Source organism: Lutibacter sp. (genome assembly GCF_013041805.1).
GTDB lineage: Bacteria > Bacteroidota > Bacteroidia > Flavobacteriales > Flavobacteriaceae > Lutibacter.
The window spans coordinates 45,881-69,090 of sequence record NZ_JABDRI010000019.1 but is presented as its reverse complement, the minus strand read 5'-3'; the positions used below and the strand labels follow the sequence as shown (position 1 = coordinate 69,090).

23 protein-coding genes and 2 tRNA genes are annotated in these 23,210 nt (G+C 28.8%); 13 read left to right on the top strand and 12 right to left on the bottom strand.

Annotated elements, in window-relative coordinates; translation table 11 throughout:
* Nucleotides 1-13: 13 nt before the first annotated feature.
* The 8 genes from HKP59_RS02725 to cyoE form a co-directional block, all read right to left on the bottom strand.
* On the bottom strand, nt 14-223 hold the full coding sequence (locus HKP59_RS02725; protein ID WP_291803227.1) for a hypothetical protein: 210 nt from the start codon (nt 221-223) through the stop codon (nt 14-16).
* Entirely contained in the window at nt 220-741 is a 522-nt protein-coding gene (locus HKP59_RS02720; RefSeq protein ID WP_291803226.1) for a DUF420 domain-containing protein, read from the bottom strand. Before HKP59_RS02720 ends, HKP59_RS02725 begins: the two co-directional genes overlap by 4 nt.
* Nucleotides 742-743: 2 nt before the next feature.
* On the bottom strand, nt 744-1,370 hold the full coding sequence (locus tag HKP59_RS02715) for an SCO family protein (RefSeq protein WP_291803225.1): 627 nt from the start codon (nt 1,368-1,370) through the stop codon (nt 744-746).
* Nucleotides 1,371-1,375: 5 nt separating this feature from the next.
* Nucleotides 1,376-2,023, bottom strand: a complete 648-nt coding sequence (locus HKP59_RS02710; RefSeq protein ID WP_291803224.1) for a hypothetical protein — start codon at nt 2,021-2,023, stop codon at nt 1,376-1,378.
* Nucleotides 2,024-2,092: 69 nt separating this feature from the next.
* Nucleotides 2,093-2,446, bottom strand: coding sequence for a cytochrome C oxidase subunit IV family protein (locus HKP59_RS02705; RefSeq protein WP_291803223.1), 354 nt, complete (start codon nt 2,444-2,446; stop codon nt 2,093-2,095).
* Between the two features lie 18 nt (nt 2,447-2,464).
* The gene (locus HKP59_RS02700; protein ID WP_291803222.1) at nt 2,465-3,445 is read right to left on the bottom strand and encodes a cytochrome c oxidase subunit 3; all 981 of its coding nucleotides are present in this window, start codon (nt 3,443-3,445) and stop codon (nt 2,465-2,467) included.
* Between the two features lie 52 nt (nt 3,446-3,497).
* Nucleotides 3,498-4,079: a cytochrome c oxidase subunit 3 gene (locus HKP59_RS02695; RefSeq protein ID WP_291803221.1), complete on the bottom strand. Its 582-nt coding sequence runs from the start codon at nt 4,077-4,079 to the stop codon at nt 3,498-3,500.
* Entirely contained in the window at nt 4,080-4,985 is a 906-nt protein-coding gene (cyoE, locus tag HKP59_RS02690) for a heme o synthase (RefSeq protein ID WP_291803220.1), read from the bottom strand.
* 181 nt (nt 4,986-5,166) lie between these two features.
* On the opposite strand from cyoE, the gene HKP59_RS02685 reads away from it, so the two are divergent.
* The 10 genes from HKP59_RS02685 (at nt 5,167) to HKP59_RS02640 (ending at nt 12,071) form a co-directional block, all read left to right on the top strand.
* Nucleotides 5,167-5,238 (top strand) — tRNA-Gly (locus tag HKP59_RS02685).
* Nucleotides 5,239-5,257: 19 nt separating this feature from the next.
* Nucleotides 5,258-5,343: transfer RNA gene (locus HKP59_RS02680), tRNA-Leu, on the top strand.
* A gap of 330 nt (nt 5,344-5,673) precedes the next feature.
* Nucleotides 5,674-5,874, top strand: a complete 201-nt coding sequence (locus HKP59_RS02675; protein WP_291803219.1) for a hypothetical protein — start codon at nt 5,674-5,676, stop codon at nt 5,872-5,874.
* 28 nt (nt 5,875-5,902) lie between these two features.
* Nucleotides 5,903-6,937: a sugar phosphate nucleotidyltransferase gene (locus tag HKP59_RS02670; protein ID WP_291803218.1), complete on the top strand. Its 1,035-nt coding sequence runs from the start codon at nt 5,903-5,905 to the stop codon at nt 6,935-6,937.
* A gap of 67 nt (nt 6,938-7,004) precedes the next feature.
* Entirely contained in the window at nt 7,005-7,424 is a 420-nt protein-coding gene (locus tag HKP59_RS02665; RefSeq protein WP_291803249.1) for an adenylyltransferase/cytidyltransferase family protein, read from the top strand.
* Between the two features lie 167 nt (nt 7,425-7,591).
* The gene (locus HKP59_RS02660; RefSeq protein ID WP_291803217.1) at nt 7,592-8,005 is read left to right on the top strand and encodes a response regulator; all 414 of its coding nucleotides are present in this window, start codon (nt 7,592-7,594) and stop codon (nt 8,003-8,005) included.
* 5 nt (nt 8,006-8,010) lie between these two features.
* Nucleotides 8,011-8,550: a heme NO-binding domain-containing protein gene (locus tag HKP59_RS02655; protein WP_291803215.1), complete on the top strand. Its 540-nt coding sequence runs from the start codon at nt 8,011-8,013 to the stop codon at nt 8,548-8,550.
* Nucleotides 8,550-11,039 (top strand): PAS domain S-box protein, encoded by a 2,490-nt coding sequence (locus HKP59_RS02650; protein ID WP_291803213.1) that lies wholly within the window; start codon nt 8,550-8,552, stop codon nt 11,037-11,039. The genes HKP59_RS02655 and HKP59_RS02650 overlap by 1 nt, the downstream gene beginning before the upstream one ends.
* Nucleotides 11,036-11,356, top strand: coding sequence for an Hpt domain-containing protein (locus HKP59_RS02645; RefSeq protein ID WP_291803212.1), 321 nt, complete (start codon nt 11,036-11,038; stop codon nt 11,354-11,356). The genes HKP59_RS02650 and HKP59_RS02645 overlap by 4 nt, the downstream gene beginning before the upstream one ends.
* Nucleotides 11,357-11,366: 10 nt before the next feature.
* Complete coding sequence (locus HKP59_RS02640; protein WP_291803211.1) at nt 11,367-12,071, top strand: LytTR family DNA-binding domain-containing protein; 705 nt, start codon at nt 11,367-11,369, stop codon at nt 12,069-12,071.
* A gap of 11 nt (nt 12,072-12,082) precedes the next feature.
* Here the strand turns inward: HKP59_RS02640 and HKP59_RS02635 are convergent, their stop codons facing one another.
* A complete protein-coding gene (locus HKP59_RS02635) occupies nt 12,083-14,134 on the bottom strand; it encodes a hypothetical protein (protein WP_291803209.1) in 2,052 nt (683 codons plus the stop codon).
* Between the two features lie 148 nt (nt 14,135-14,282).
* On the opposite strand from HKP59_RS02635, the gene HKP59_RS02630 reads away from it, so the two are divergent.
* From HKP59_RS02630 to HKP59_RS02620, 3 genes are all read left to right on the top strand, one after another.
* The gene (locus HKP59_RS02630; RefSeq protein WP_291803207.1) at nt 14,283-14,567 is read left to right on the top strand and encodes an STAS domain-containing protein; all 285 of its coding nucleotides are present in this window, start codon (nt 14,283-14,285) and stop codon (nt 14,565-14,567) included.
* Between the two features lie 25 nt (nt 14,568-14,592).
* A complete protein-coding gene (locus HKP59_RS02625; protein ID WP_291803205.1) occupies nt 14,593-15,843 on the top strand; it encodes a sugar isomerase in 1,251 nt (416 codons plus the stop codon).
* 294 nt (nt 15,844-16,137) lie between these two features.
* On the top strand, nt 16,138-17,343 hold the full coding sequence (locus HKP59_RS02620) for a glycosyltransferase (RefSeq protein ID WP_291803204.1): 1,206 nt from the start codon (nt 16,138-16,140) through the stop codon (nt 17,341-17,343).
* Here the strand turns inward: HKP59_RS02620 and HKP59_RS02615 are convergent.
* From HKP59_RS02615 to HKP59_RS02605, 3 genes are read right to left on the bottom strand one after another with little or no spacing between them, the layout of a single operon-like run.
* Nucleotides 17,326-18,879: a cellulase family glycosylhydrolase gene (locus HKP59_RS02615; RefSeq protein WP_291803203.1), complete on the bottom strand. Its 1,554-nt coding sequence runs from the start codon at nt 18,877-18,879 to the stop codon at nt 17,326-17,328. The genes HKP59_RS02620 and HKP59_RS02615 overlap by 18 nt on opposite strands.
* Complete coding sequence (locus HKP59_RS02610; protein WP_291803202.1) at nt 18,860-20,098, bottom strand: hypothetical protein; 1,239 nt, start codon at nt 20,096-20,098, stop codon at nt 18,860-18,862. Before HKP59_RS02610 ends, HKP59_RS02615 begins: the two co-directional genes overlap by 20 nt.
* Nucleotides 20,098-23,190, bottom strand: a complete 3,093-nt coding sequence (locus HKP59_RS02605) for a hypothetical protein (RefSeq protein ID WP_291803201.1) — start codon at nt 23,188-23,190, stop codon at nt 20,098-20,100. The genes HKP59_RS02610 and HKP59_RS02605 overlap by 1 nt, the downstream gene beginning before the upstream one ends.
* Nucleotides 23,191-23,210: the final 20 nt, after the last annotated feature.

Genomic DNA, 23,210 nt, shown 5'->3' with positions numbered 1-23,210 from the left:
TCTTATAGAAATGTTAAATTTTAATCTTTCTTCTATTTTTAATAATAAAGTAAAATAAAGCTCCAACTAAAAGGTAAGGAAATATCATTAAATATAAAATTCCAGAGTTTAATCCTTCAGCTTGTGATTCACCTCCGCTTTCCACAACCGCCTTACACATTGCACATTGCGCATTGGAAACTTGAGCAACAAATATTAACAGTATTAGTGCAGTTTTTCTCATCGTATATAATATGGTGAAATCATTAAGTACACTACTACTCCACTTATAGCAACATATAACCATAACGGAAATGTAATTTTTGCTATTTTTTTATGTAGCTCTATATTGTTTGTAATTGCTCTTACATAGGTAATTAACACAAATGGAATAACTGCAATTGATAAAAAAATATGAGATATTAATATTACAAAGTATACTGTTTTTAACATCCCTTCACCTCCAAATTTAGTTGATTCTGAAGTCATATGATAAGCTACATATAACACTAAAAAAAGTACAGAGAATGCAATAGCAGTTTTCATTAAATTCTCATGAAGATTTATTTTTTTATTCTTAACAGCCCATACAGCTACTATTAAAAGTAGAGAGGTTATTGCATTTGTAGTTGCATAAATGGGTGGTAAAAACACAGGCAATTGTACATCAATTTTTACTCCAAATAAAATTGCAACTACTAAAGGAATTGCAATAGATAAAATAACAATCCACTTATTAAATTTTGTAACGTCTGATTTCATTCTTATTCTTTTAATAAAATTGCAATATCTTCTTTAATCATTTCAACTCCTTTTGGGTCTAAACCATCATAAAATGCCACTGGATTTCCTAAGTCATCTAATCTAGATCTAATATTTCCTTCTTTATCAATTAAGGCAAACATACCTGAATGTTCAAAACCTCCTTCAGCTTCACTATTTTCACCGGCATATAAGGTAAATCCGTTATTTGCCAATTCATAAATATCATCTTGCTTCCCTGTTAAAAAATTCCAGTTTTTTAAAGTAGCTCCGTGGTCTTTAGCATATTGCTTTAAAATTTCCGGTGTATCGTGTTTTGGATTGATACTAAATGAGACAATCCCAAAATCTTGAAAGGCATAAAATTCATTTTGAATTTTTACCATATTCGCATTCATTTTCGGACAAATAGTTGGGCACGTTGTAAAGAAAAACTCTACCACATACACCTTATTCTCATAAAATGAATTTGAAATTAATTTCCCATCTTGATTGGTAAATTCAAAAGAAGGAACTTTAGCAATCGTAACTAATTTAGGTGTTGTAAATTTATCTACAATTTTAGGAATTGCGTAAATACCAAATATTAAAATGATAAATGCTACACCTATGTATGAATATTTTTTCATGGTATCTAAATTTTTCTTTTCCTACGTTCTTGTTTTTCTCTAGACTTTTTTAGCTGATAATAAATTATATTAATATCATCTTTTAATTTATCTTTCAAAGTAGCTACTGATGTCATATTATAGCCATAAAGCTTTCCGCCTTCGGTATCTTCATCATCTTTTCTTCCACGCAAACGAAGCTCCATATCAATTATATAAGCATTCTCTGAATATAAATTTGTATTCAACGAAAAAGGCGTCTCGAAACTATTAAAGAGTGTTTGAATATTCTCAGAATTTGAATAAACAAAATGCCAGTTCTTTATATCGGTAAATGCTGAAAGTTCACTAATTACTTTTTGGTATTCAACTTCCTTTCCTTCTGGTATCACAGCAATCATTTGAAATAAAGGCTTTAAATAATAGCGCTTGTAAATAGTTTGATTCAAATTGAATAAACTTGCTTTGGCTTCATTCAAATCATTCCCTAAGAAACAAACTATTGAAAGTTTATCAGCAAATGAGCAACTGTTATCTGATGAAATTTCTTTAATATCAATTACGTTCTCTGTCAAAATTGGCAAATTAGAATATTTATAAATTCCTTTTGACAAGAAAATATAAAAGACTAATGGTAGAATAAATAAACTAAAAAGTACCCAAAATTTCTTCATACTTTGTTTTTTACAAAAATAAAAAAAGGTGGTTTAAAACCACCTTTTTAATCTAAATAATTTGTTTTTTTAATAGTTCCATTTTGTTAATGGTCCTAAAACATCATGTATATAACTTCCTTCAAGCAATAATAAGGTAGATAAATATGCGATTAAGAAAAATGCTGTCCAAACAACTGCTCTCCTTAAATTCTTTTTTTCATCTGCCATATGCATAAAAAACCAAGTAATATAATATGCCTTTAATAATGTTAACAACAGGAATATAATATTTAAAATACTCGTTCCTAGTATATGTGTTAAATGTAAAGAATCAGGTTTTATAATTCCCAAAATTACTTCAACAATAGTTATCAATGATAGTATTCCAAATACTTTCCAAATTAATTTTGTGTGTGATGTATGTTCTTGTGCGTGTGCCATTTTAAAATCTATTTTTTATTAAACCAAGTAGAAGAATGTAAATACAAATACCCAAACTAGATCTACAAAGTGCCAATACAGTCCAACTTTTTCAACCATTTCATAATGACCTCTACGTTCATAAGTTCCAATAATTACATTGAAAAATATGATAATATTGATGACAACTCCAGACAAAACATGGAACCCATGAAATCCAGTAATAAAGAAAAAGAAATCTGCAAACAAGGTTTTACCATATTCATTCTCTTTAAGATTTGCTCCCATTACAACTTTATTACTTTCATTTAAGTAATCCATTGCCTTATCCCTTGGGATAATTGTTTTTTTCTTTAACTCTGTATTAAGTTGCTCTGTTCTAATGGTTAATTCAGGGTGTTCTTTAAAACCTTCAATTACTTCATTCACTGTTATTGCAGGCAATGCTGCTTCTTCAACAAACCAAACTCCTTTACTTTTTATGTGCTGTGTTCTTTCAGAAGGAATCTCTTTTGCAAAACTCTCTAAAGTAACTTGATGACCTTCGGCATCAACAAACTGAATAATTTTACCATCATTTAGCTTAATTGCTCCATAAGAACCATGTATAAAATTTTTCCATTCCCAAGCTTGAGACCCTAAGAAAATAGCACCACCAATAATTGTTAAAAACATGTAAAAAGTTACTTTCGCTTTATTCATTTGATGCCCAGCATCAACGGCTAATACCATTGTTACTGATGAAAATATTAAAATAAAGGTCATTAACGCTACATAATACATTGGAGCATGTACGTCATGTAAAAAAGGGAAGTGAGTAAACACCTCATCGGCAATTGGCCAGGAGTCTATAAATTTAAAACGCATTAATCCGTATGCTCCTAAAAAACCTGAAAAAGTTAATGCATCCGATAAAATGAAAAACCACATCATCATTTTACCATAACTTGCACCTAATGGTTTTTGATTTCCTCCACCCCAATTATTATCATTGGTGTTAGTAGCAATAGTTGCTTCCATAAAGTTTTGTTTTGATTTTTAGTTTTAGTTTTGCCAAAAGTACATATTTTTTTTATCTAATAAAATAGAAAAATAAAAATAGGTAAATCCAAAGAATATCAACAAAATGCCAAAAAATTGCACCTAGTTCTAATCCTAATAAATTCTTTGAAGAATATTTTTTTGTTAAATGATTATAAAATACAATAAGTAACACAATGATTCCGGCTGCAATATGCACCAAATGGGCTAATGTAATTCCATAAATAAATGAAGATTTTACGGTACTTTGAGCACCAGCAAAAAACAATCCAGAATTGTATAACTCATTAAATCCACTAAACTGAAAATAAACAAATCCCACGCCTAATATTAAAGTTGACACTAAAAATAAGGTTGTTAACTTTCTATTATCCTTTTTAATAAAAAATTTAGCCAACATAAAAGTAATGCTACTCATTACTATTAAAATTGTACTGGTAAAAAATGCATCCGGTAAATCGAACGAAACCCAATCATCTCGTTTTCTACTTACAACATAAGCACTTGTTAAACCTGCAAACATCATGGTCATACTAATCATTGAAACCCATAACATTGGTTTTGCTGATTTTCTTTTAGCTTGTTTTAATTCTTGTTTTAATGTGTTCTCCATTTAATGTAAAAATTTATCTACAACGTAAATTATTTGTATTAATGTAATATATAAAACACTTGACAACATTAATTGTCTTGCTTCTTTATTTGTTTGATTTTTATATAATTTTACTCCGTAAAACAACATTACACTTCCTAAAAGCACCAAAATAAACGCTGTAAACGGGAAAATATAAAAACTTCCTGTCATTTTTAACACTGGTATAATTGAAACCACAATCAAACAAACTGTGTATATAATAATTTGTATGACTGCTTTCTTATTTTTTTGCCCCGTTGGCATTAGATTAAAACCTGCTTTTTTATATTCATCATATTGCAACCAAGCGATTGCCCAAAAATGAGGAAATTGCCAAAAGAACTGAATTAAAAATAGCATTCCTGGCTCAATAGAGAAATCATCAGTTGCTGCCACCCAACCTAACATAAAAGGAATAGCTCCGGGTATAGCGCCAACGAAAACCGATAATGGTGTTACCGACTTTAATGGAGTATAGATACTTGTATATAAAAATATTGAAATTGCTCCAAATAGTGCGCTTTTAGGATTAATAGAATATAAAATTGCTAATCCTAAAATTGTAAATGAAATTGCAATTACCAAAGCCATAGAAACATGCATTCTACCCGTTGGTAAAGGTCTATTCATAGTTCGCTTCATTAAAGCATCGGTATCTTTTTCAATAATTTGATTGAATGCATTTGAAGCACCAACCATTAAATAACCTCCAACGGCTAACATCGCTAATGTTAATACATTTATTTTATCAACAGCCAATAAATATCCTGCTAGTGACGAAAACACAACACTTAACGATAAGCCAACCTTCGTTAGCTGCTTAAAATCACCAAAAATTGATGATAAACTTACCTTAATCGAATTTGAATCTGAAGTTAATTGCATTAAATTTTATAATAAACACTGCAAATATATTTTATTCTTAGAGAATTACAACCTTATCCTTCATATGATTAAAAAAATAATTTAAATTATTTTTAAAAAAGGCTTTGCAATTAGTTTAATTATTTTAAATTTGCACTCGCATTTGAGAACATTGAATGCACGTTCTATAAAAAATATGACTGCGAAAGTAGCTCAGGGGTAGAGCATCACCTTGCCAAGGTGGGGGTCGCGGGTTCAAATCCCGTCTTTCGCTCTACATTTATAATACCAATGCAGAAGTGGTGGAATTGGTAGACACGCTGGACTTAAAATCCAGTGGGCTGTAAGGCCCGTACGGGTTCAAGTCCCGTCTTCTGTACTAAGTAAAACCTTCAACTTTATTCGTTGAAGGTTTTTTATTTTAAAAATCAAATATTGAAAATTCCTTCAAAATTTCAATAAAACTGTTAACACTTTTTCTACTATCTCTAAAATAGATCCTCCAACCTTATCAGTTCTAGGTTTTTTATTTCCCACATTAAGTATTCAAATATAAATTTATGTTTCATATTTTATGGAACTAAAACTACCATCAGTCTATATTTTTCTGCACTTCATCGAATATTAGATTATTCACTAATTTTAGTTTTTACTTTTGAAAAAGCAATTATGCTAATACATAAAAGTAATAATTTAAAAGAAATAAAAAATGAATAACTTAATAGATGCATTGCGAATTGTAGAGGATTATAACAAACTATCATTTGATCAATTTGCAGATATATTGGAAGCATATTATCATAAAATATCTAAAAATGATAGAGAAGAATGGAAATTTACAGGATTAAATAATACAGATTTCTTAAAAGCAAAAGAAGACAGCGTATATCTGAACAAAAATTTTCAATAAAAGCTACAGAAAGAAAAACAGTTAAAAAATGGATACAATAAAAACACCCCAAAAAGTCATCAACATTATTTTAAGTGGTGGGTCAGGAACTCGTTTATGGCCCTTATCGCGTAACAGTAATCCCAAGCAATTTTTACAATTATTTAATGGAAAGTCATTATTTCAGCATACGTTGTTACGTAACCAACAAGTAGCTAATGATTATATGCTGATTACCAATGAAGCACAATATAAGGCAGCGGAAAAACAAGCCGATGACCTAGGAATTGAGATTGCACATAAAATTATTGAACCTGTTGGCAGAAATACGGCACCTGCCATCGCATTGGCTGCCTTGTCAGTTGCTAAAGATGCTATCTTGTTTGTCACTCCTTCAGATCATATGACTGCTGATGAAGAACATTACAAAACCTGTGTTTCAAGAGCTATTGAATTAGCGAATGAAAACAAAATTGTTACTTTCGGAATTAAACCAACTGAACCACATACAGGCTATGGCTATATAGAGTTTGAAAATGAGGAAGTTATACAATTTAGAGAAAAACCAACAGCTATAGATGCTCAATTATTTTTAGAAAAAGGTAACTTTTATTGGAATAGTGGGATGTTTTGTTTTAAAGCAGGTGTATTTTTAGATGAATTACACAAATACCATCCAGATATTTTAGCCGCATGTGAAAAAGCATTGCCAACAATTGAAAAAGGAGTTGTTGATTTGGAGGCTATGAAAGCAATCCCAGCAGATAGTATTGATTATGCCGTATTGGAACATAGTAAAGTGATTAAAACAGTTGCGTCTAATTTTTATTGGACTGATTTGGGCTCTTTTGATGCAATCATCAATTATTTTGAAGAAGGAAACCAAGTAGATAACTTGCAGCAAATTGAAAACCCAAATGGAAATAGTTTTGTTTTTAGTAAAAAGAAAGTAGTTGGTGCTGAAATTGCAAATGTAGTTATAGTCGATACTGAAGATAGTATCTTAATTTTACCACGCTCAAAAAGTGATTTGGTCAAAGGAATATATAATGATGTAAAAGAAAATAATTTTGAACTGGTATAATAATCGTGAATGGTAATTATAAGTTTAAGTCAAAAAAAAAGAAATTTGAATTAAAATGGAAAAAGAAATGAAAATTGGAATTACATTTAGCGCATTTGATTTATTTCATGCTGGTCATATAAAAATGTTGGAAGAAGCTAAAAGTAAATGTGACTATCTAATTTGCGGTTTGCAAACAGACCCAACATTAGATAGACCGGAAAAAAATCAGCCAATTCAATCAGTTGTTGAAAGATACATACAGCTTAAAGGGTGCACATTTGTTGATGAAATTGTGCCTTATGCAACCGAACAAGATTTAGAAGATATATTGCATTCTTTTAAAATTGATATGCGCGTGGTAGGTGATGAATATGAATTTAAAGATTTTACAGGTAAAAAATATTGCAAAGAAAAAGGAATAGAATTATATTATAATAAAAGAGAACATCGTTTTTCAAGTAGCAGTTTACGTAAAGAAATTGCCGAAAAGCAAATAAAAAGTTAACTGCCATAAGCTCTAATTTAAATATTACCCTTATTATACTGACCTTTAAAACCATTCGTCGATACTAAACTGCATTTCAACGATAGTGTTATATATTTCATCGAATTTAAATTTAATTTGAGATTGTATTTTTGAAATTTACATTTCTCTAAAAAAATTATAAAAACATGGAAAATACGCTAACAATTCTTCTTATTGAAGATGATATGATAGAGGTTATGAAGTTAAACAGAACTATTGCTAAACTCGATTATCCACATAAAATTATTGAAGCTAAAAATGGTGAAGATGCTTTAGATATTTTATACAAAAAAGATAGCTTACCCGATATAATTTTATTAGATTTAAACATGCCAAAATTAAATGGTATAGAATTTTTAGAAATTCTAAAAAATAATAATGAGTTAAAATATATCCCAACAATAATTTTAACAACCTCTAACAATAGAAAAGATATGTTAGAATGTTATAAAATTGGCATTGCAGGTTATGTTATAAAACCTCTAAAATTTGATGACTATATCGAAATCATAAAAAGAGTATTAGACTATTGGAGCGCTAATGAATTAATAAAAGCTTAATTAAAATGAAAGGCATTGTATTTACAGAATTTTTAGAATTAGTTGAAGAAAAGTTTGGTTTTGAAACAGTTGATGAAATTATTGAAAAATCAGATTTAAAATCAAATGGAGTTTATACTTCAATAGGAACTTACGACTTTTCAGAAATGCTTCAATTAGTGCAACATTTAAGTGCCAAAACAACAATTTCTATTGATCAGTTACTCTTAGTTTATGGAGAACATTTTTTTTCGGTTTTAGAAACCAATTATCCTTCCTTTTTTAAATTATATACAGATCCAATTGAAATGCTAGCTTCTATAGAAAATCATATTCATGTGGAAGTTATTAAAATCTATCCAGAAGCAGAATTACCAACGTTTGAAGTTGTTGAGAGAGCAGAAAATTCCCTCATAATGATTTATAAATCAAGTAGGTCAATGCATCATTTTGGATTAGGATTAATGAATAAAACATTTGAACATTTTAATTCTAAGGCAACTATTGTTCTAGAAAAAATTAAAGCTGACGGAACAGAAGTAAAGTTTAGTATTACCAAAAATTAATGAGTCAAGATAAAATTGACATATTACAACGCGCACTAAAAAGAGAACGAGAAGCACGAAAAGCTGCTGAAAAAATATTAGAGCAAAAATCTACAGAGCTCTTTTCATCAAAGAAAAAATTAGAAAAATTATATAAAGATGCAGAATCTGATTTACAAAGAGCAGATTCTCAACTACAAGGTGTTTTCGAAAATATTGTGGATGCCTATGTAATTATGGATTTATCGGGTAATATTTTAAAAATGAACACTTCCGCAATAAGCCTATTTGAATTTGATGGCAAAAAAGTGGAAGCTAACCTGATGAATATGGTATTTCCAGAGGATTATGACACCATTTCAAATGCTTTTAAGAATTTCCTTAAAACAGGTTTTATAACTGATTTTGAGATTAAAATCAGAAGCAAGAAAAATAAAATAAAACTAGTTCATATTAATGCTAGCGTTATTTATGATAAGGGAATTCCGGTAGCTGCTCAAGGTATTGTTCGAGACATTACAAAATCAAAAGAAGACGAATTAGTAATTGAATTAATCAATAGTATTGCACAATCTATTTTAGGAAAGCTAGATATTTATGAAATTGCCTTCGAAATCGCTCATAAAATTGCCAATTACTTAGAGTCTAATGACTGTGTAATTTATCTATATCATGAAGAACAAAATACCCTCGAACAAATTGCGGCTTATGGAGAAAAATTAGATGAAAACAAACAGCTAATAAATAAAATTTTTTTAAAAGAAGGAGAAGGCGTGGTTGGTCACGTTGCTCAAACAGGAATTTCTGAAATAGTTAACGATACAATTAACGACCCTAGATATGTTGTGGATATTGAAAGGAGAAAATCTGAAATTACAATTCCTATAAAAATTGGTGATAAAGTAATTGGGGTTATAGACTCCGAAAACGATCAAGAAAACTTTTTTACTCAAAAGCATTTAGAGATGCTTAATAATATTGCCAGTTTGGTAGCATTACAATTAAAAAGTGCTGTTGATTTAAGGGAACGGAAGAAAGCTGAAGAAGAATTAATAGAGTCTGAAGAACGATTATCAACTCTTATTCTAAATTTGGATAGTGGTATCTTATTGGAAGATGAAAACAGAAAAATAATTCTAACCAACAAGCAATTTTGTGAGTTTTTTGAAATTCCTGTCCCGGTGGAACAGCTAATAGGGCAAGATTGTAGTAATTCTGCTGAAGAAAGCAAGTCGCTTTTTCAAAATCCGGAAGAATTTGTAAAAAATATTGAGACCATTCTTTCAAAAAAAGAACTGGTTTTAAGTGAAGAACTCACTATGGTTAATGGTAAAATATATGAGCGTGATTTTGTTCCAATATATAGGAATAAAGTCTACAAAGGTCATTTATGGAAATATAGAGATGTTACTTTAAAACGTCAATACCGAAAAAGTATTGAAGCTCAAAGGCATAAGTACAGAAGTATTATAACTAATATGAATCTTGGATTGGTAGAAGTAAATGCCAATGATGAAATACTGTTAGTCAATCAGAGTTTTGAAGAAATGTCAGGTTATAAATTAGAAGAGCTTCTTGGAAAAATAGCTAGTGATATTTTTATAATAGATATTGATAGAGATATTATTAATAATGAAAACCTAAAACGCCAACAAGGGCAGTTAAATTCTTATGAGGTACGTGCAAAAAACAAAGCTGGCCAAATAAGGCATTGGCTAATAAGTGGTGCTCCCAACTATAACTTAAATGGTGAAGTTATTGGTTCAATAGGAATTCATCTTGATATTACAGATTTAAAAAATTTGCAATTACAAAAGGAAACCTTGCTTAAAGATTTAGAAAGAAGTAATGATGAATTACACGAGTATGCCCACATAGTATCTCATGATTTAAAATCACCATTACGTAGCATATACGCCCTAGTAGCCTGGTTAAAAGAGGACAATGAAGGTAAATTAGATGATATGAGTCTTAAAAACGTTGCACTTATTGAATCTACATTAGAAAAAATGGAACAACTCATCTCTAATATTTTAAAGTACTCTAGTTTAGAAGCGGCATCAACCCAAAGAGAGGAAGTAAACTTAAATGAGGTAGTATCTGATTTAGAACAAATTATATATATTCCTAATCATATCAAGTTTAATATAAAGAAAAAGCTTCCAACACTTACTGGTGATAAAACTAAATTGCAACAACTATTTCAAAACTTAATTGGCAATGCTATTAAGTTTTGCGATAAAAAAAATGGACTTGTGGAGGTGGATTTTAAAAATTCAGGAGCCTATTATCAGTTTTCTGTAAAAGACAACGGTATAGGTATTGAAAAAAAATATCATAAAAAGATTTTCAAAATATTTAACTATCTAAATAAAAGTGAGGATTCCTCTGGTATAGGTTTATCTATTGTAAAAAAAATTGTTGAACTTCATAAAGGTAGAATTTGGTTAGAAAGCGAAGTAGGAAAAGGAACAACTTTCTTTTTTAGTATTAAAAAACAATTAATATGAGCGAAAAGCCAAATTTAAATTACTTACATGAAATTTCTGGAGGAGATGATGAGTTTGAAAAAAAACTGCTTGAAATTGTAAAAAAAGAGCTTCCAAATGAAATAAATTCCTATAAAAAATTTCTAAATGAAAATAATTTTAAACAAGCTTCAGAACTTGTGCATAAAATTAAACATAAAATTAGTATTTTAGGGCTTGAAAAAAGTTATCAAGTTGCAATAGATTACGAAGAGAATTTAAAAATAGATAACTTAAATTTAAAAAAAGAATTTGAAGAAATTTTAAATTCTATGGTTTGCTTTATAAAAACAGTTTAAAAGGTTCTCTATGAAAACTATTATTATTGATGACGAAGAAATGGCTCGTGCTATTATTGAAAAATTAAGTTCGAATAATAAAAAAATAAATTTAAAGGAATCTTTTTCTAATGCAATTGAAGCTATAAAATATTTAAATCAAAATAGTGTAGATCTAATTTTCTTAGATATTCATATGCCGGGATTTACTGGATTTGATTTATTGCAAACTCTAAAGAACCCTCCTAAAGTAATCCTAACTACTTCCGATAAAAACTTTGCAATTGAAGCTTTTGAATACGATTGTATAGTTGATTATTTAGTGAAGCCAGTAACACAAGAGCGTTTTAATAAGGCAGTTCAAAAAGCAGTTTTATTTGTTCAAAATGATGCTGCACAACCTAAAATTGAAGAGCAAGAAGAAATTAAAGAATTATATGTAAATATAGATAGACGTTTAGTAAAAATTAATTTTGAAACTATTAATTTGGTAGAAGCTAAAGGCGACTATATATTAATAAAAACTGAATCCAAAAATTATACGGTACATTCTACAATGAAAAAAATTGAAGAAAAATTACCTGATGATCTTTTCTTAAAAGTCCATAGATCTTTTATTATTAACACCAAGAAAATCATTGACATTGAAGATAATAGTGTATTAATTGGAAATAATGTCATTCCCGTAAGCCGTTCTAATAGACCAGAATTAATGAAAAGGCTTAATTTATTGTGAAGAATTAGTTGCTAATTTTTATAAAAAATTGGTTTTTTTGTAAGATCCCATTTTACTACGAAACCAACCTCAGTAAAAGTGAAACCCGCAGCTGTTGCAGAAGCAATATTACTTCTGGTTCCATAAATATTTGTTATGAACCTTTCAGATACATTATAGCCTAATTTAACTTGTACTCTATAGGTAGATTGCTTAGGCTGATCTTCAATATATTGATAACCTGTAGCGGCATTTAAACTATAAAATAGCTTTTTATCATTTTTCGAAATATCAATAAATACTTCCACAGCATTAAATTTTTCAGGGCTAAAATAAGTTTCAGGCACTTGATTTTTAAAGGTAATATATTGGAAATTTAAACCTCCCTTAAATGTGGGTTTCGATAAAAAATTATAATACAAGGAAGTAAACAAAAGATTTCTCTCATTTTCATCTGTTTGTGTAGTATATAAATACTGAGTAAACCATCCAAATTTAAAATTTGTACTTAGATTATAATTTAGAATAAGGTTATTTGATGCAATTTCTTTATCAACCAAGTCCGCATTAAAATTTTGAACTTCTCTTTTATATCCAATCTCTAAATCTTGAAGTTTTAAAGGTTTCATTTTAAAAAAAACTTCAGCTAAAAGTTGAGAGTAGTTATTGCTAAACGAATTTGCTCGAGAAACACCTCCTTTAGCATTGAATATAATTTTTGGATGAAATTGATATTGTAATTCTAAATTAAAATTATTTGATTTCGCTTTATTTTTTGAAATAGTATTTTCGGTTTTTCTATATTCATAATTAGTAGAAAAACTTAAGCTTGTATTAATTGGAAATGTAATTTTTGTAAACGATGAATAAGCTACGTTATCTCCGTTATCAAAAGTATAGCTTAGTTTTTCTTCAACGTAAGGAGTATAGTTTTTGTTTATTTTCTTTAAAAATCCTACAGCATCTTTTTGGTTTTTAAAAATTTCTAGTGTTTTAAAAACACCGTTATATGCTTTTTTTACTTCACCATTTGCAAAATAAGCGTTTGTACTTCCTAAATTTCCATCAAAAGAAAGCGAATCTTTTTTTAATATTTGCTCATAATCTGCAATGGTTTCTTTAAAATTACTTCTATACATTCCTAAGGTTGCACGAAGCGCAAGTACCCAATTCTGTTCTCCATAATCCAATATTAAATCCTTAATTTTCGTTTCGGCTTCTTTAAATTTTCTATTCCAAATTAGTGCTTGAGTATAGCGTTCAAAAGTTTGTTTTGTTAAAGTAGTATCTTTTAAAATTTTCGATTTTAACAAAGCTGTTTTAGAGATTTCTAATGCATTTTTATCTTTTTCATCAATATGTGCAACTAATGCCAATCCGTTTAAAGCCAACAAGCTATCTTTAGCGTTGGTTGCAATTTGTTTATAAATTTTAGTAGCATTAGCTGTTTCTTTTGTCATTAAATAAATATTAACTTTATTTAATAAGGTTTCTTTATCATTTGGAAAATCTATCAAGTTTTCATTTAAAAGTGAAATAGCTTTACTATAATTTTGCTTTTGAACAAACTGATTTGCATAACCCAAACGAATGTATTTTTTAGAAACCATTGCATTTGGATTTTTAACTGAAACTTCCAATGCTTTATTTACATAAATAAGGGCATTTTCATATTCTTTTAAATTAGAAAAAGTATTTGCAAACCCAAGTAATGCTGCAAAATTTTCAGGGTTTTCAGCAACAAGTGATGTAAAGTAAACTTTTGCTTCCCCAAATTGCTTTCCCCATAGAAGAGATTCAGCATAGTTTAATTGTATTTCTAAATCTACTGGGTACTCTTTTAATAAATCTGTAAATATTCCAATGGCTTTCGGTGCATTTCCATTTAAACCAACTGCCCTACCAAAACATAAGTTGGCAGTTTTATTTTTAGGGTAGTCTGCTAGTATTTGATGAAAAAAGATTTCTGCTTTATCAAATTTTCCAGTTTCTAGGTATTGAAACCCTTCTTGCATATTTTGTGCAAAAGTTACTGATGTAAAAATTAGCCCTATTAAAAAACATATTTGTTTAAGAAAATTCATTTCCTTTTGTTATTTATTTATACCTGCAATTTAAGTATAAAGTACTAATAATTCGTCGACAAAAACCTGCACTTCATCGAATAACTTAGGCTTTTCATAATGATTGATAAGATATTTGCATCAACAATAACACATAAAACATTCAAAAATGGCACTTACAATAACAAAACAATCGGGAGTCTATGAAATAAGCGGAGCCTTAAATACTCAAAGTATGAGCTCATTCAAAAACTATTTTGAATTGATATTAGAACAATCAGCTTTTATTAAAATGTCTATAAATAAAATAACTGACTTAGATATAGCAGGTGTAAAATTTATTAGCTCATTATATAGAAGGGCTGTTGAAAAAAACAAAGTATTTTTTATTGTCGGTCTAGCCAATAAGGAATTGGTAGCCTTATTTAAAAAAGAAGAAATATTTACCTATTAATAAGTTTTAATTTAAAATCTTTTTTATGAAAGCATTAGCATTTAAAAATCCAATTTTCTTCAAACAAATTAGTACAGAGCAAGTTTTTATGTTGTCTATTTTGTTAGTGAATGGAGGTAACTACATTTATAATTTACTTTTAGGTAGAATTTTAGGACCTTCAGAATTTGCAGATGCAGCGATTTTAATTACATTTTTATTGGTGTTATCATTTGTGGGGATGACATTTCAAATTGTAACAGCTAAATATGCTGTTTTATTTAAAGAGGAAAAACTAGCAACCTTTTTAAGATTAATTACAAAATATGCAAGTTTTTTTGGAATCTTATTTGGAGCAGCAATATTTTTCTTCCATAAAGAATTACAACTAATTTTTCATACCCAAACATCATCTATGTTTTGGATTTTTGCTTTAGGTCTTCCTCTATATTTTTTAATGAGTGTCAACAGAGGGTTGTATCAGGGAAAAGATGTATTAAATAAATTATCGCTTACGTATCAATATGAAATGATTAGTAGGTTAGTTATTACAATTGGAGTTGTTTTATTAATTCCTGCTATTCCATCATCAATTGCAATTGCAATTGGAATTGTAATTTCATTTGTTTTTGGATTATTTCCTTTTCAAAATAGCATTGTTAAATCTACTATTGTCATATCAGAGAAATTAGTTGAAACAAAAAGTATTATAATCTTTTTTGGATTAACGGCATTTTATGAGTTAACTCAAATTATAATAAATAACAGCGATATTATTTTAGTAAAACATTATTTTGATAATGAACAAGCGGGGTTATATGCTTCTCTAGCTTTAATAGGTAGAGTTGTTTATTTTGTATCATGGATGTTTGTAATGTTATTATTACCAAAAGTTATTCAACTAAAAAAAGACGGTAAAAACACCTTGCCAATATTATTAAAGTATGTGGGTTATATAGTTGCATTATCGACTTTAATTGTATCTTTTACTTGGTTATTTCCAGAATTTGTGGTAAGATTAATGTTTGGAGAACAATACATTTCAATCGCATCTTTACTTTGGAAATATGCTTTGGCAACTTCAATTTTTGCAATCGCAAATATTTTTGCCTATTACTTTTTATCAATAGGTAAATACATACCAGTTATAGTTTCTGCTTTTTTGGGTTTAACCCAAATTGGATTAATAATTCTATACCATAATTCATTAGAACAAGTTGTGTTAATGCAGGTAATAACAATGCTTTTACTATTAGTTTTTCAGTTGTGTTATTTCTTTTATCATCATAAATCATAACTGAAAAACTAGTTTAATTATCAATTTCATGTTTTGATTTTAGCAAAGATCAAGTGACTACAAAAACAGTAGTTACTTGATCTTTTTTAGTTGTAAATAATCAAGAAATACGGTCACTTTTATAATATCAATATCTTTAAAAAGCACTCTTATTTAGTATAGTCGAAATTCTTTTATCAACACCTTTTTTCCATTCGTCGACACTTACTTTCTAGCTATCGAAGATTAAATTTTACGCTGTATTGTTCCATTATTTTTGAATAGAATTTAAACAAAAAACTAAAATATTTAATTATGAAAATAGCAATAGTAACAGCGTTTCCACCTAGTAAAGTAACCTTAACAGAGTATGGTTATCATTTAGTAAAACACTTCGCTCAAAAGGATGAAATAAGCGAAATTGTTTTAATTACAGACCACACAGAAGAAGAAAAACAACTTGATTTTAAAACTAATAATTGTAAAATTACAGTTAAAGACTCTTGGAAATTTAATAGCTACGCAAATGTAGTAAACATTTATAAAGCTATTAATGAAGAAAAACCAGATGCGGTTTTATTCAACCTTCAATTTATGAAGTTTGGTGATAAAAAAATACCAGCCGCTTTAGGATTATTATTACCTATGATTTTTAAATTAAAAAGAATCCCTTCTATTGTTTTATTACATAATATATTAGAACAAGTAGATTTAAATAGTGCAGGTTTTGCAAGTAATAAATTATTACAAAAAGCATATAATTTTATAGGAACTACCTTAACTAAATTTTTATTAAAAGCAGACTTAGTTGCTGTAACTATTCAAAAATATGTTGAAATATTAGAAGAAAAATACAATGCAGATAATGTTGTTTTAATTCCTCATGGCTCTTTTGAAACTCCACCAGAACCAAGTTTTGAATTACCAAAAGGCGCAAAAAAAGTAATGACTTTTGGGAAATTTGGAACTTATAAAAAAGTTGAAATAATGATTGAAGCAGTTGAGAAAATAAGAAAAAGAACAAACGAAAACATTGAAATTGTTATTGCAGGAACTGATAGTCCAAATACTCCAGGTTATTTAGAAAATGTTAAAAAGCAATATGCACATGTTCCAAACTTAACATTTACAGGTTATGTAGAAGAAAGTGATGTCCCAGTAATATTTAATGAAAGTGCTGTTGTAGTATTTCCATATACTTCAACAACAGGAAGTTCTGGGGTTTTACACCAAGCTGGAAGTTATGGAAAAGCAGTGGTATTACCAGATTTAGGGGATTTAAGTTTATTAGTTAAAGATGAAGGCTACAGAGGAGAATTTTTTAACCCAACAAATACAGCTTCTTTAGCAGATGCAATTCAAGAAATAATTACTAAAGATGATTATAGAATGGCATTAGGGAAAAATAACTATAAAGCAGCATGTTCATTACCAATGGAAACTATTACAGATATGTATATTGAGTACTTTAATACAATTGCAGCTAAAAATGCTGGTATGGAGTTAGTTGGAAATATATAAAAACGAAGGTTTTTCAACTCCGTTTTCATTAATAAAACCAAAATATTTTTGTTTTATATTTCTCCACGGCAGGCGACCCGCAACTGAAGTTGGAATTTGTTTAAAATCATAAAGCCCCCAAGACATAAATGCAAGTGATTCTTTTTTAAAGATTGCTTGCATTTTTTTATGATATTCAGCTTGTTTAGTTTCACTACTACCATATAAATTCCAAATACCCTTATAGGATGAAAGTCCAAATTCTTGCAAAACAATTGGTTTGTTTAAAGAATGCCCTTTTAAGGTTTTAAAATCATTTTCAAAACTATCTATATTTTTATAATAGTGGTATGAAACAAAATCTACCTCATCTAATAAATTCACAGCAGCTTCTGGAGAAGACCAACCAATAGTAACTAAATGATATGGATCAAACTTTTTAATTTCTTTAATCATTTGAGACAACCACGCCAACACTGTATTTTTATCTCTACTATCAAAGTCTAAATCAGGTTCATTTTTAATATCCCAAGCTAAAATAGCATTGTGGGTTTTAAAGGCTGAAACAATTTGTTCGGCATGTCTATGTGTTAATGTCCAATTTGTAACTGAGTAATCTCCATAAAAATCAAATAAAGTAACAATAACTTTTAAACCTGAATTTTCGGCGGCATTCAACACTTGTTCTAGTTTTTCTATTTTTGCTAAAGGAATTTTTTCTTTTCCAAAATCTTCATATTGAATAAAAATTCGAATACTATTTAGCCCAGAATTTTCAATAAGTTTAAAATCTTTTTCAATTGCTTCTAAATTATAATTCTCTCCAAACATATCCCAAGGAGTTTCCTTTGGGTAATAGTTAACTCCTTTTATTGTAAATGGGGTTCCTTCAACAAAAATTTCTGAATCTTTAATTTCATTTATTTGTTTTGTTTTTAGAGTGTCTTTTTTTTGTTCATTTTCAATCTTAACCTTATGTCTAATCCTCCAAAAACCATCTTCTAATAACAGCACAATTTTATACGAACTTGTGTCGGTTGTGCTTAAAATCAGCTTATTATTTTGAAATACTTTTTGAAATTCAACCACATTATTATCAGTTAAAACTGCTAATTTTCCGTCTTCACTATAAAATTCTAATTTTGGGGAATGACTAATAGTAGTAGCTTCAACAGAAATCTCTTGTTCTTTATTTAACTTAAGTGTATTAAATATATGTACACGTGCACTATCTGTATAAAAATCCTCAATTCCATAAGGGCTATTATTTTTAAATGCAATATTTTTAATATACCACGATTTCAAATAATGATCTTCAATACTTTTTAATTCTTGTTTTGATATTTCTCTTCCAGGATTATCTACGCTTATCCAATTTATTTCAGGAGCATAAACGGTTTCACTTTTAATATCAATATGCAACATATTAGCTCTGTCAGCTCCTGTTTTTAAATAAGCCAAAACAGAGCTAACACCATAAATTATAAGAACATTTACAGCAATAAATGAAAGAATTAAAATTCCTCTATAAATATTTTTATTCAGTTTTTGTTGCATAATTTTTTGTTTCAATTTCTTTTGAATTCCCTAAAACTTCTACAATAAATGAATAACTATTTTCTCTGTAAAATTCAGCAGCAATTTCAAATGTTATAAACCCCTTATAACTTGTTCCTGTTTTTGTTTCTACTAAATTATTGTTATTAAAAATTTTAAGTTTAACCAAAGCTCCATCTGGGATTAATTGGTTCATAAAACTTTCAATTGGTCCTACTGTTATTTTTCTGTTATTTTCAGAAAAATGAACATTAAAATTAGTTGTTATCGGTTCATAATTTATGGTAATGGTATTACTTTCAGCCAAGCCATTTACAAAACCTTTTACGCTCCAAATATCTTTAGAATCTGGATGTAAAATTTTAGCTTTTGCAAATCCATTTATAGTTGTTGCTCTGGTTTTTAAAATAGTATTTTCTGTATTTACGATATTAAATACAACCATAGTTCCATCGCTAATTGTATTGCCAAATTCATCTACTATTTTTGAAGTCGTAAGTTCCGTAATTTGGTTGCCATCAGCAAAATCGTGATTTCTGTTAAAACTTATTATAAAGTTTGTTGGGTTTGAAGGATAAATAATGGTGGTTAATTCATTTGAATTTGTTGAATTACACGATGATGAAACTAAAATAGATCCAGCTTTTTCTTTTGCCATAATAGTATTCCAGGCAATTAGATTTTTAGTTTTTTCTTCTGTTGAAGTAATATTGTCTAAAAATTGTTGATTAATTTTTAATGAAGTATTTTCAAGTAAAGGATTGTCAAATTCATCAGTAGGAATTATAACAAACATTGAATAATCTCTTTTCCCAGCCTGAATGCTTCTTGGCCCCAAATAGCTTTCAATAAGTGTTTTAGTAGTATTGTTTGGGAGAATTTCAATGCTGCTTTTTAGTTGAGATTTTCCTTCATAAATTAAAGTCCAATTCAATATCCCGGTCTTTTTAGAAAAAACAGGTGGAATAATAAAATCTAATTTTGCCTCTACCTTTTTAGGACTTATGACGGTACTACCGTATGAATTATGAATAAAAAGAAGCGGTTTTTTACCATTTTCAGTAAAAAAAGTTAAGGTAACTTTAGTACCAGCTAAAAAGGATTTTTCTACAGTTTCAAGTTTAAATTTGTCAGATGTAGAGCTCTCGGTCTTAATCGAGAATGCAGAAATTAGCAGAGTAATTACTATAAAAAATGATATGTAGTTACTTTTTCTCATTATTTTGGATTGCCTATATAATTGTTAAGTTCAATTTTAATAAATTTAAAATCGGATTCGTTATTAATAAGTTGCAATTGTTCTTTTAAATGTTTTTCGTTTCTATTTGGAACTACCTTATTTGCAATTGATTTATTGGGTAAACCATTCACAAAACAATTCTCGATACTATTATTTATAACTTCCATGCTATCATTTTGTTGAAGCAAATAATTGAAATATTGTTTTCGTTGTACTCTAACACCTTCTCTTAAAAATTGATGCTCCACCCAAATTATTTCTTTTTTATTGTCGTAGTAAGTAACCAAGAGTTGAGGAATAGTAACTTCTTGTATTCCATAGTTAAATAAGGTTCCCTCAATATGTTTATTATCAATATCTAAATTTGTAATTGCAACATTTTTATATAAATCTGTTGTAGCAACATTTCCTGCTGCTTGTAAGTTAAATTTAGTTGGTTGCTCCTCTAGCTCTATTGGAGTAAATTCATCAGGATTAAAAGTTGCCGGAATTTTTTCATTTGGATTTAACCAGGAAATTCCTTCAAAATCGATGCGAAAACTTGTAATTTCCTTAGGTAATAATTTATGTTTAATAACATATTTTGCATTGTAACTTGCTAATTCCTCATTATTGTCAGAATATAAAGTTCCTTTTAAAACAACATCAGCTGGCACATTATCTATATTTTGAAGTTCTCCAACAATAACGTATTGATTTTTATATTTCACTAATGAAGCAGATAAAATTTCTAACACTGGTTGTTTTAAAACGTCCTCATGATTAGTCTGTTGCGTTGTAATACGTCTTCTTCCATGATTGTAATACTCAGGAATATTATCTGAAAATAACTGGTCAGGTGGAATATCTAAATCATACGAATTTGGAATAACATACCATTTGTTATTCTTTTTAACCAATTCGTGTTTAAAGGTTTTACTAATTGTTTCTAAAGGCGTAATCCATTCCGTTTTAGCAATTATTTTTGCGTTTGATTTGGTTTTTGATACAAGCTCTACATCTATGGCGTCTAATTTTGCATATGAACTTAAAATACCATCGGTTACCGAAACTTCTAACATATATTGTGCTATATCAATATCGCTGTCTGGACTAATATAAGAATGTGCTCTTTCAAATTCTTTAAAATCTAGAGCATCATAATAAGCTTCAACAACATTTTTAGGGCTTATTTGTGCAGTATTTTTAACATAAAATAAATAGATACCAAAAAAGAAAACACAGGTTAAAATAACAGCCCAAATATGATTGATTAGAATTAATTGACTAGGGAAGTTGATGTAACTATTTTTATATTTTAAAAACGGTGGAGTCGCTTTAATTTTAATTTTAAGGGTTTGATACCAAACCATTTGAATATTTAATATAAACGCAATTAGAACTGTTAATAAAGGAATAATTCCCCACATTAATTTTAAAAATGTTGGAACTTCATCTTTAGGAAGTATTTTAGAAAGTGGAGGGACGTTTAATTTTTCCCAAACCATAATTCCATTTTCTAGTTGTCTTAACCGTTGCCATCCACAGAAATATAATATAGGGTCGTAAAATTTGTCATTAGAAAACACATATTTTAAATTATACTTTTCTGGAACTGTAAGAAACTGTTGTAAACTTCCAATCCCTTCTACACCTCTAAATTTTGAATTTTCCAGTCGTTCAACTGCTCTGGTTGTAAGTTCTGGCAACCTTCTGGCTGAGTGGTAATTTCCATCAACAGTCATTGCGTTTGTTTGTGCTGAAAGCCATGCTATTTGATCTCCAAACCCTAAAGGTAAAAACCTCCAATGATCGTGTTGGTCTTGATTTAGAAAATTTAAAATAGGCAGCATTTTAATTTGCTGAGGCTGCGTTGGTCTAAAATAACCTAAAGTAATGGTGAAAGCTGTGAAAAATAAAAATATGCCCATAAAAGTACCCCCTAAAATCCTATGGTACACAGCACCAAATTTTTGTTGAAGTTTTTCTTTTAAGTCACCTTCAACAAAGCGATAGGCAAATTCTCCAAACATTGGGATAGCCATTATTGAAGCCCATAATGTAAATCTGTCTAATGTTAAAATATTGAAGGCTGTTTCTCCTAATAATTTTAGTGGTATCGGAGTAGTTCCTCCAGTTCCTAAAATTGAAAGTATTGTAAATGAAAGACCAAAAAATAAATACCGTTTTGAGTAATATCTATAATAAATATAGGGTAAAATGAACAATAAAATTCCCCAAGGAATTAGAAAAAAAACTAAACCAGATGAGGTTATTTCTAAAAAATTATCCCTACTTCCGTGTGGAATGGGAACTTGAGTAATTGGATTTGCTTTAGAATTCATCCAATACGGTAAAATACAAAACACGATTGTTATTAGAGAAAGTACCCCAAAACCTATAATTCTTTTAAATAACTTGAAAAATGATTGTAAAAACACTTTAAATGTTACTTCTTTCATCGTGTTTACTTTGTCTCTTGAATGATCCATGATGACCATTCCAATCAAGGGAAAAATAAAGAAAATCATTCCAAAAATAGGCGTGACATGATGAGATGTTACGGTAACTGCTATTAAAGAAATAGATGTTATTAAATAACGGTACTTACCAGTTTTAATCCATAAATAAATTTCAGGGAGGGAATGCATTAAAATTGAAATACCAATGATACTTGGTAATTGCCCAAAAATATGCAGCGTTTCAACAAATGAAGAAGATAGTGTCGCCAAAATAGCCGCATAACCTGCAGCTTTTCTATCGGCGGTTATTAATAATGAAAATCGATAAGATCCAGTTATAAAAAGTATTACGGCAATAATTGCAACTGTAAACATTCCAAATTTTAAACCTCCAATTAATGATAATAAACCAATAGTTTGATGAACTAGCGGTGGATATCCCATTACTGTAAAACCAGTATACCATTTATAATTCCAAGGTTCGAACCAGCTAGTTGAATAATGTTCTGCAAAAAACAAATGAATTAATGCATCGTATGTGTTTTCTAAAGTGAAAAATATAGAGGATCCATGAAAGATTACACCAATTAATAGAGCAACAATTAAATATTTATTTGTCTTTTCCTGCATTAAGAATAAAAATTTCTTCT

Excerpts from the sequence above, each read along its gene's own strand:
- HKP59_RS02725 (WP_291803227.1), bottom strand. The coding sequence starts at position 223 with ATGAGAAAAACTGCACTAATACTGTTAATATTTGTTGCTCAAGTTTCC.
- HKP59_RS02720 (WP_291803226.1), bottom strand. The coding sequence starts at position 741 with ATGAAATCAGACGTTACAAAATTTAATAAGTGGATTGTTATTTTATCT.
- HKP59_RS02715 (WP_291803225.1), bottom strand. The coding sequence starts at position 1,370 with ATGAAAAAATATTCATACATAGGTGTAGCATTTATCATTTTAATATTT.
- HKP59_RS02710 (WP_291803224.1), bottom strand. The coding sequence starts at position 2,023 with ATGAAGAAATTTTGGGTACTTTTTAGTTTATTTATTCTACCATTAGTC.
- HKP59_RS02705 (WP_291803223.1), bottom strand. The coding sequence starts at position 2,446 with ATGGCACACGCACAAGAACATACATCACACACAAAATTAATTTGGAAA.
- HKP59_RS02700 (WP_291803222.1), bottom strand. The coding sequence starts at position 3,445 with ATGGAAGCAACTATTGCTACTAACACCAATGATAATAATTGGGGTGGA.
- HKP59_RS02695 (WP_291803221.1), bottom strand. The coding sequence starts at position 4,079 with ATGGAGAACACATTAAAACAAGAATTAAAACAAGCTAAAAGAAAATCA.
- cyoE (WP_291803220.1), bottom strand. The coding sequence starts at position 4,985 with ATGCAATTAACTTCAGATTCAAATTCGATTAAGGTAAGTTTATCATCA.
- HKP59_RS02675 (WP_291803219.1), top strand. The coding sequence starts at position 5,674 with ATGAATAACTTAATAGATGCATTGCGAATTGTAGAGGATTATAACAAA.
- HKP59_RS02670 (WP_291803218.1), top strand. The coding sequence starts at position 5,903 with ATGGATACAATAAAAACACCCCAAAAAGTCATCAACATTATTTTAAGT.
- HKP59_RS02665 (WP_291803249.1), top strand. The coding sequence starts at position 7,005 with ATGAAAATTGGAATTACATTTAGCGCATTTGATTTATTTCATGCTGGT.
- HKP59_RS02660 (WP_291803217.1), top strand. The coding sequence starts at position 7,592 with ATGGAAAATACGCTAACAATTCTTCTTATTGAAGATGATATGATAGAG.
- HKP59_RS02655 (WP_291803215.1), top strand. The coding sequence starts at position 8,011 with ATGAAAGGCATTGTATTTACAGAATTTTTAGAATTAGTTGAAGAAAAG.
- HKP59_RS02650 (WP_291803213.1), top strand. The coding sequence starts at position 8,550 with ATGAGTCAAGATAAAATTGACATATTACAACGCGCACTAAAAAGAGAA.
- HKP59_RS02645 (WP_291803212.1), top strand. The coding sequence starts at position 11,036 with ATGAGCGAAAAGCCAAATTTAAATTACTTACATGAAATTTCTGGAGGA.
- HKP59_RS02640 (WP_291803211.1), top strand. The coding sequence starts at position 11,367 with ATGAAAACTATTATTATTGATGACGAAGAAATGGCTCGTGCTATTATT.
- HKP59_RS02635 (WP_291803209.1), bottom strand. The coding sequence starts at position 14,134 with ATGAATTTTCTTAAACAAATATGTTTTTTAATAGGGCTAATTTTTACA.
- HKP59_RS02630 (WP_291803207.1), top strand. The coding sequence starts at position 14,283 with ATGGCACTTACAATAACAAAACAATCGGGAGTCTATGAAATAAGCGGA.
- HKP59_RS02625 (WP_291803205.1), top strand. The coding sequence starts at position 14,593 with ATGAAAGCATTAGCATTTAAAAATCCAATTTTCTTCAAACAAATTAGT.
- HKP59_RS02620 (WP_291803204.1), top strand. The coding sequence starts at position 16,138 with ATGAAAATAGCAATAGTAACAGCGTTTCCACCTAGTAAAGTAACCTTA.
- HKP59_RS02615 (WP_291803203.1), bottom strand. The coding sequence starts at position 18,879 with ATGCAACAAAAACTGAATAAAAATATTTATAGAGGAATTTTAATTCTT.
- HKP59_RS02610 (WP_291803202.1), bottom strand. The coding sequence starts at position 20,098 with ATGAGAAAAAGTAACTACATATCATTTTTTATAGTAATTACTCTGCTA.
- HKP59_RS02605 (WP_291803201.1), bottom strand. The coding sequence starts at position 23,190 with ATGCAGGAAAAGACAAATAAATATTTAATTGTTGCTCTATTAATTGGT.